Raw genomic sequence first — 8,864 nt, forward strand, 5'->3', positions numbered from 1 at the left:
AACAATAGGCGATGGCAATGGTAAGAAACGAATCTGTAGGGCGGATGGTAATGTTGCTTTGTTTTGGCACAGCATTTTTATCTTTAGCTGTCCATTGGCGCATTACTACGGCGGTACGGCAGTCTGAGAAGTCTGCATCTACTTCGATGCGGCGAGATTCTACCCTAACCAATCCTAAGGGAAGCCGCTCAGAGGGAGTCTACAAGAATCTGTCACAGGTTAGTTTAGGGGAACTTGCCCTGGGTGCATCTGTGCCACCTGATGAAGTTGCCCAAGGCTCAACTGTCCAGAGGGCGGTTAAACCAAAATCCTCTGCTATTAAGCCTGGAACTAAGTCGAAAATAATTAAGAAAAATGTAGTGAAAGTAGCTGATAGACGCAGAATAGTTCGGAGGACACCTCCACTCAGGTCTTCTGTTATTAAGCCTCAAACTCAGCCTCAAATCATTAAGAAGAATGTAGTAGCTACAACTGAACTACCAACTCAGACAAGACTGGTGGCGCAAGCAGAAAGACAAAACCCAGTAGCGGATAGCTGGCCAAAAGGTCTATGGTCTCAGGCTTCAGCCCAACAAATCCCATCTGACAGGTTAGCAAATGCCACGACGCAAGTGGTAGTTGATTTAAGCGATCGCCGCACTTATGTATACGCAGGAGATGAAGTGATAGCCAGCTACCCAATCGCTGTAGGTAAGAAAGGTTGGGAAACGCCCACAGGTTCTTTTCAGGTGATCCACATGCGGCATTATCCAATCTGGCGTCACCCGATCACGGGCAAGGTATTTCAGGCTGGTACGGATAGCCCCTTGGGAGACAGATGGATTGGTTTCTGGTCAGATGGACGGAATGAAATTGGCTTTCATGGTACACCGGATATTGACCTAGTAGGAACAGCTGTATCCCACGGCTGCTTAAGAATGCGTAATTCTGATGTCCGAATGTTGTATGAGCAAGTGAGTATAGGGACAACAGTGTTAGTACGTAATTAAGAGTCATTAGTCATTAGTAATTGGTCTAAGACTAATGACTGATGACCAATGACTATATAAAATTATAGTTTTTGCTCAAAATTAGGTGCGTATGTTTGGAGTAAGGCACTAACTTGGCGTACAACCTCATTGCCAGTGTTTTTGCCTAAAGCTTGCCGTTCTGGGAAGAAATTGGGTCGATCCAGATAACGGTTAATCGCCTCACTTACTTGCTGAGAAATTAAGTCTTGTAGTTGTGCCAGGGCAGTTTGGCGCTGAAAGCTAGCACCTTCTTCTGTAGTAGCATACAAAGGTGGTAGCCGATTGAGGGCGTAAGCAGCAATATCACCGACATCTAGAGAACTTTCGCTGGTGGCTTCAATTTCTGCAACTCGCGCGATCGCTTCTGTCAGTACCAATTCTTCCATAACGTTAATAAATTGTTTACGAGGTACCGCCACTACCTCACCAGTCAATAGCGCCCCCATGAGCCGATCCAGCGCCATATACTCTTCAATTGAGAGTTCCGAGGCGTTGTCACAGATTCTACCAACTTCTGCTTCCATTGCTGGTGTCAAATAACCATCCTGGAGAGCTTGTTCTACAATTTTTTCGATACTCATAACGCTTATCATCATTTATGTTGGTCAAGCAAGGTAGGGACGGTATCAATCCAATTTATTTTGCCTAATTATCAGCCAAAAAACAAAAATTATGCACAGACGAGATCAATTCCGCCTCTACTAATTAACAACCTTAGTTCGCCAAGGTGTTGGATCGACTGATTGTCCGTTAACATAGAGACCCCAGTGTAAATGTGGCCCCGTCGCAGCACCTGTTGAACCGACTGCGCCAATCAGTTGACCAGCTTTCACAAAATCACCTTCTTTAACGTTAATACGACTCAGGTGCATGAAAATACTGGTTACTCCTTGACCGTGGTCAATGCCAACTACGTTACCGTGTATCCGAAACCCTTGGGATACCCTACCCACCAAAGCAACTTGTCCAGAGGCTGGGGCAATTACGGCTGAACCGGCAGCACCAGCGTAGTCAAGGCCACGATGATAGTAGTCCTTTGCAAATGTACCATTATAGTAGCGACGTACACCATAGTTTGTACTCATCCGCCCTGCATTTGGCTTCAGAAATACTCCATTCCAATACTTTTCTGGTGTTTGTAGTGCCTTGAAAGCTGCCACACGCTTAAGTTCATAAGCTGTAGCATCCACTCCGGCTTTGCCAGGTGGCAAAGTAATGCGTTGTATGGGGAACTGGCGATTAAGCACATTCACAGCCAAGTTTTGTACTTGACCATCTCCCGCAACCCGAAATGTTCTAGTTCCAGGTTTTTCTAGCGGAGTTGTGGGAACTAAGGCCCGGTACTGATTGGGGGCAATTTTAAAGGCTGGGTATGTATTCTTGCCATTCGCAACTGTCGGATTTGTAGCATTCTCTGGATTATCTAGATTAATCTCTACCGAGAGTGTATCCCCTAATTTAGGATTAGTTGGAGTCACCTTTACTTGTAAAGCATCTACAGGCAATGTCAAGGCGATCGGGAGAACAGCAAATATTCCCTTTAATACATTTATTGAATGGCGATTGGCTGTCAAACTTTTGATATCAAAACCGAGTAACTTCTGGTTTGAACTACTAGCGCTATTATCAATAATCATAGAGCTACAAAAATCCCTTGCTTGTGTTGGAAAATAGACTAGCTTATTTCTAGTAGTGTTTCCTGTTTTAAGTAGATGTTGCTGAAAAGGATAAGTGTTGAGAAGCGCTCCAAAGACTTATGGATAGCAGAGGGGAATGGGTAGGAAATAAAGCAGAATCATTTTTAACTGTAATTTAGTGAATTGGTATTAACTTTAATAATCAAGGTGTCTTACATTGGCAATTATCTTAAAATTTAATTAGATTGATGGCAAAGACGCTTTTGTGGCTTGCCAGAGGGATCATTTGTTAAGCAACAAAAGAAACTCGTTTGGATTATAGCCATTACATAATAATACTTGAAGAAAATCTTGGAATCAACTGGACACTTGTTCAACTGGACACTCATGCTACACTGTTAATTTAAAATTGGTGTAAGTAAATCACGCAAACCAGACTATGAGGGCTGATTACTCAGTGCTTAAAAAGCTAAATACTAATTTGCATAAGCCCGCAGATAGGATACAAAGAGCCAGAATAAAGAAAGATCCCTCCACATTCTCTCAATTCAATCCTAGTTCTTCTTTCAATGCCTCCGGCACATTAACAGCTGTCTCTAACCCGCGCACACCTTCCCATTGCTGCTTTTTACCCCATGTCATTTTTTCCATATTGGCATCGCTGAGGTCTGCACCACCAAGAATGGCATAGTTGAGGTTGCTGTTGCTGAGATTCGCACCATTGAGGATGGCACCACTGAGATTACTGCCACTGAGGTTAGCACTGTTAAGGTTGGCATAGCTGAAGTCTGTACCAAAAAGGATAGCGTCGGTGAGGTCTGCACCACTGAGGTCGGCTTCGCTGAGAATAACCCCACTGAGGTCGGCTTCGTTGAGAGTTACCCGACTTAGGTCTACGCCGGTGAGGTCTGCACCTAAAAACATTGCGCCGTTAAGTCTGGCATTGTTAAGTTTAGCACCGTTAAGTTTGGCATAGCTGAGATCGGCGGCGATGAGGATGGCATTACTAAGGTTGGTACTGAAAAGAATTGTGTCACTGAGGTTAGTACCGTTGAGGATAGCGTGACTCAAATCAGCGCCACTGAGGTCAGCGCGGCAGAGGTCAGCATGGTTAAGGTTGACACTACTGAGGTTGGCTTCGCTGAGATTCGCGCCGAAAAGGATGGCATTACTGAGGTCAGCATGGCTAAGGTTAGTGCTGCTGAAGTCGGCGCGGTTGAGGTCGGCGCGGTTGAGGTTAGCGCGGCTGAGGTTGGTGCTGCTAAGGTCGGCGCGATTTAGGTCGGCGCGGCTGAGGTTGGTGCTGCTAAGGTTGGCACCACTAAGGTTAGTGCTACTGAGGTCAGCACCACTGAGGTTAGCACCACTGAGGTTAGCACCACTGAGGTTAGCATCGCCGAGGTTGGCACCGCTAAGGTTAGCACCTATGAAGTTGACCCCAGTTAAGTTGGCATCGCCGAGATAAGCAAGGCTTAGGTCAGCACCGCTAAAGTCTGCTCCGGTGAGGTTGGCATCGCCTAAGTAAGCACTGCGAAAGTTACCGCCTTTGAGAAATTGCCCGACTATACTGCTAAAATTGCCAATTTCTAGGGCATCACTATAGTTTATGACCCGTAGCAGTTGGGATGTGAAAAAATTGTCTGTATCGGGTTGAGCAGATGGATAGAAGGTGATTTTTTGTTTGAGTTCATCTTGCCCTTGGGCATAGCGGTGTAACTCTAACAATAAAATCAATACGTTCAGCCCTGTATATATGTCTACCTGTCTCAACCCAAGAGCAATATTTTGTGCCGCTAGTTTTGCTCTTGTCTTTTGAGGTAGGTTATCATCCGGTGTACCATCGATAAATTCTCCCTGACACCAGCGACGATAAAAATCTTCTAGCTGCAAGAAAAGTATTTCTGGACTAATTTTTTGATTAGCCACAATAAATTGGATTATTTGATTGACTATTTCTGGTTTCAGCGCTCCATTGCCCAGTAAATCATAAATCTCTTCATGCGTCTGGCGATGTCTACAACGGGATACGCTTACGCCCACTCTCAAGCAAAAATCCGATGGTAGCGTGTCCGATGTCCGATCGCCTATCTTAGAAGTCAAACCGCTGCTTAGTATTGTCCATTTTTCTAAACTTTCTTGCAGTCTTTGAGACCATAAATCTTCCTGCAAATTATCTTGAGTAAATTTAACGCTTTTGTCTAGTTCTTTAATACTTTTTCCTAGAGGTAAAACTATTTCAGTTTCCACAGATGTCTTCTTTGGCATCTCTTGTAAACTTATATCCCTCACATAATTTCTCAGCAGTTGCCAGACTTGAGATAAATATGTTGACATTTCTGTGTCCGTTGTTACATTTAATTTACTGTTTTGATAATCTGGAACTAAAAATTTTTCTGTGCTAGTTTGCTTCTCATTGACAAAAATAAATAGTATCAATAAATACTACACGAAAAATATCATGCGTTGTCGATATCTACGATGGGCTACACTGACAGCGTTTCTGGAGGATAGCTTCTCGCTACCCTTGAGTCACCTCAAGCTTCTTCTCCTGATACAAATAAAGTGTCATCATAAAAATTACTTTAAAAATCAAATATTTTTCCGAGTTTCATTAATTTGTTATACTTTTTTCCCCAGATATTTACTACTCTGATGTAAAAATCAGAAAAAAGCAGGCTAAATAGCTTGGAAAAAGTTAAAAATTACGGGATAGTTATCAGGGAATTGATGCGATGAAAAACAGATTAACTTTTTATATAATTTTGTTACATAGTTTATTTTTAGGAATCGCAACGGCTAGCGCCAAGTCACCGTCTTTGAATGGAGTTGATACAGAGTTGTTAGCGAACCATAAGGCTGTGCAAGTTATAGAATCTGTAGTTACAGCCAATAGTCAGTTAACGACAGAAACTGATTCAACTAAAATCTCAGCTTTATCACTCAAGAATATCAATATTCCTCAGAAACAGAGGCTACCATCAGGGCAAGTTTGGGTGGTTAATCAAAATAAACACGCACAAGATCAACCGTTTGTTTGGGTAGTAAAAGATACTCAAAAATTAGCCCAGCAACCATTTTTACAAGTTGCCAAACCTCCAGAAAAGCCTAAACCTGGCAAAACACCAACAGCAAAGGATGAGTTAGAGGTATTTGATGAGGTAGTGAAAAACACCCAAAAGTCAGGGGGGCTATTTACCCTTTATCGCAATAAAGAAAAGAATAAAGTTTATCTAGAAATTAAGCCAGAGCAACTCAACAAAAATTACCTAGCTACCGCAACCCTGGAATCGGGCATTGGCGAACGAGGTATTTATAGTGGTATGCCTCTACAAGATTTTTTATTTTATTTCCAACGGGTGGATGATAAATTAAACTTTGTCATTCGCAATGTCAATTTTCGCACTCGTGAGGGAGATCCTCAAGTGCGATCGCTAGCTCGGTCTTTTAGTGATTCTGTTCTCTACAGCATTGCGATTAAAAGCATTCATCCACAACGCAAAACTATTCTCATCGACTTGGGCGATTTATTACTGACAGATTTAGGTGGATTATCTGTAAGTTTAGGAGTCCCAGGAACCACTGACCAGTCCTATTTTGGTACTGCTAAAGCTTTTCCTCAAAACTTAGAAATTGAGTCCATTTTAAATTTCTCTGGTGGTCCTGGTCATGAGAGTGAAGTACCAGGCTTCGCATCGCTACCTGACAACCGTGGCTTTACCCTGCGCGTCCACTATAGTCTCTCCCAACTACCTGATAAAGATTATCGACCGCGCCTTGCTGACGATCGCATCGGTTATTTCATCACTGCCTATCAAGATTTATCCAAAGACGATCGCGGCGATTCTTTTGTCCGCTATATAAATCGTTGGGATTTAGAAAAACAAGACCCAAAAGCAGTAATTTCTCGCCCTAAAAAACCGATTGTCTTTTGGATTGATAACGCTGTGCCCTTAGAGTACCGCGATGCGATGAAAGAAGGCATCTTAATGTGGAACAAGGCTTTTCTGAAAGCTGGATTCAAGGATGCAATTGAAGTCCGCCAAATGCCCGATGATGCAACATGGGATCCTGCCGATATTCGTTACAACACAGTTCGCTGGATCAACACAGTCGATGGTTATTTTGCAATGGGGCCATCCCGCGTTAATCCTTTGACTGGGGAAATTTTGGATGCAGACATTCTCGTAGATGCCAGCTTTATCCGGGCACTCAAAAATGAGTATCGCAAAATCGTCCAACCCAACCAAGCACAAAACCAGACTACTCTATCAGCTTTGATGCAAAATCGGCTACTTTGCGCCAATGGGTTAGATGCAAAAAACAATGGTGTACCCCAGCAGATAGAAGGGCAACAGGGGTTGTTAAATCGTTTATCTAAAATGGCAGGCGAGTACGATTTATGCTATGGGATGGAAGCTGCTAATCAATTTGCCCTTGGTTCACTGGCGATGTCACTATTGCCAGATACGATGGCCACTCCAGACCAGGTGAAAGAATATATCAATCAATATTTACGTTTAATCATCGCTCATGAAGTTGGACATACCCTTGGTTTACGTCATAACTTCCGTGGTAGTACCCTGTTAGCACCACAGGAGATGAATAATACAGAAATTACTAAAAATAAAGGTCTGACAACTTCCGTAATGGATTACATTCCCCCAAATATCGCTCCTCAAGGGACAAAACAGGGAGATTATTTTCCTAGTATGGTGGGACCTTATGATGAATGGGCGATTAAGTACGGCTACATACCAATTAAGACATCAACTCCCATAGCAGAGAAGCCCATTTTGGAAGAAATTGCTGCACAATCCTATAAGCCAGAGTTGAGTTATTCTACAGATGAAGATGTATATGACCTTGACCCAACTGCTGATGCTTGGGATAATAGCAGTAATGTGCTGCTTTATTCTCAGTGGCAGTTAAATAATTCGCGGGTGATGTGGGAACGTCTTGATAAGCGTTATCCATTAGCTGGTGATAGTTACAGTGATGTAAGCGAACGTTTTAGCACAGTATTGGGCAACTATTTTCAGCAAATATACTATACTACAAAATACATTGGGGGACAGTCTTTCTATCGGATTCACCCTAGCGAAATCCCCTCTGGAGTTAGCCAACACCGATTACCATTTGAACCAGTACCAGTTGAAGAACAACGGCAAGCTTTAGAGACGCTGCAAAAGTATGTGTTTGCAGAAGATGCCCTGAGCTTTTCACCAGAACTACTGAATAAATTAGCACCTTCCCGTTGGCGACATTGGGGTAGTTCTGTGCGAGTTGGGCGTTTAGATTTTCCTATTCATGACTTGGTGCTACTCATGCAGGGTTCTGTGCTGCGGGATTTACTCTCAGGCGATCGCCTCTCTCGCCTCAAAGATATTGAACTCAAAACGAAACCAGAAAATGCATTGACTCTACCGGAACTATTTGACACCTTGCAATCAGGGATTTGGACAGAAGTAATCAAACCAAAAGGGAAACCAATGAAGATTTCTAGTTTGCGGCGAGGCTTGCAGCGCCAATATCTAGACATTTTGACGGCTATGGTGTTACGTAAAGAATCTGTCCCTGAAGATGCTCGGACTTTAGCTTGGTATAAACTAAAACAACTAGACGAGCAACTGAAAAGAGTGAATTCCGAGGATGAATACACCAAAGCGCACTTACTAGAAACGCGCGATCGCATCGAGAAAGTCTTAAACGCACCCTTGCAAGGAAATTAAAAAAGTTAGAGACGCGATTAATTAGCTTTTTCTTAGGAATGCAAACTTAATAACCTGACGGGGTGACAAGGAGGCTACAGGGCAGATTGAATAAGGGTCATAACACGTAAAACTATTATCATTTGATAGGTCTTGTTGAGAATACCTGACCTATCTTTTTTTACCCCAAAACGGTTACACTCTTCTATCTCCTTAGTTTCAGCCGCTTTGTCATCCCTTCAGTGCATCGACTTGCACCTTTGATGTATCGAAGAGCGAATCCAGTTGCATCAGACAGAAGACAAAAGTCTGATTATGATTTTTCGGATTTTGCAGGGAAATTGGTCTGGGAGGGAAATGCACTAGCAATGCAAAGGGTTTTACGGGATAAGTGGTAGTCGCTACTTGGTGGATAGAAATGCGATCGCATTTCTTAAGTAATACAATATTTGTTAAAAATTCTGTAAAATTATGATGATTTTTCAGTGAAATTACTGTGATAACTTTTT

At 42.8% G+C, this 8,864-nt stretch carries 6 protein-coding genes; 2 read left to right on the plus strand and 4 right to left on the minus strand.

Going from position 1 to position 8,864, the window contains the following annotated elements; genetic code table 11:
- The first annotated feature begins 11 nt into the window (after nucleotides 1-11).
- The gene (locus V7K42_RS15960) at nucleotides 12-989 is read left to right on the plus strand and encodes a L,D-transpeptidase (RefSeq protein WP_334917684.1); all 978 of its coding nucleotides are present in this window, start codon (nucleotides 12-14) and stop codon (nucleotides 987-989) included.
- Nucleotides 990-1,051: 62 nt separating this feature from the next.
- On the opposite strand, the gene V7K42_RS15965 is transcribed toward V7K42_RS15960, so the two are convergent.
- The 3 genes from V7K42_RS15965 to V7K42_RS15975 all read right to left on the minus strand — a co-directional run bounded on the left by V7K42_RS15965 (nucleotide 1,052) and on the right by V7K42_RS15975 (nucleotide 4,981).
- Nucleotides 1,052-1,591: a late competence development ComFB family protein gene (locus V7K42_RS15965; RefSeq protein WP_094331309.1), complete on the minus strand. Its 540-nt coding sequence runs from the start codon at nucleotides 1,589-1,591 to the stop codon at nucleotides 1,052-1,054.
- 120 nt (nucleotides 1,592-1,711) lie between these two features.
- Nucleotides 1,712-2,647 carry a M23 family metallopeptidase gene (locus tag V7K42_RS15970; RefSeq protein ID WP_334917686.1) on the minus strand — a complete coding sequence of 312 codons (936 nt, stop codon included), beginning with the start codon at nucleotides 2,645-2,647 and terminating at the stop codon, nucleotides 1,712-1,714.
- A gap of 543 nt (nucleotides 2,648-3,190) precedes the next feature.
- Nucleotides 3,191-4,981, minus strand: coding sequence for a pentapeptide repeat-containing protein (locus V7K42_RS15975; protein ID WP_334917688.1), 1,791 nt, complete (start codon nucleotides 4,979-4,981; stop codon nucleotides 3,191-3,193).
- A 398-nt stretch (nucleotides 4,982-5,379) separates the two neighbouring features.
- On the opposite strand from V7K42_RS15975, the gene V7K42_RS15980 reads away from it, so the two are divergent.
- A complete protein-coding gene (locus V7K42_RS15980) occupies nucleotides 5,380-8,376 on the plus strand; it encodes a zinc-dependent metalloprotease (RefSeq protein ID WP_334917690.1) in 2,997 nt (998 codons plus the stop codon).
- A gap of 210 nt (nucleotides 8,377-8,586) precedes the next feature.
- On the opposite strand, the gene V7K42_RS15985 is transcribed toward V7K42_RS15980, so the two are convergent.
- A partial coding sequence (locus tag V7K42_RS15985; RefSeq protein WP_334917692.1) for a hypothetical protein occupies nucleotides 8,587-8,864 on the minus strand: 278 nt, incomplete at its 5' end.

It is taken from the genome of Nostoc sp. (assembly GCF_036917455.1).
Lineage (GTDB): Bacteria > Cyanobacteriota > Cyanobacteriia > Cyanobacteriales > Nostocaceae > Nostoc.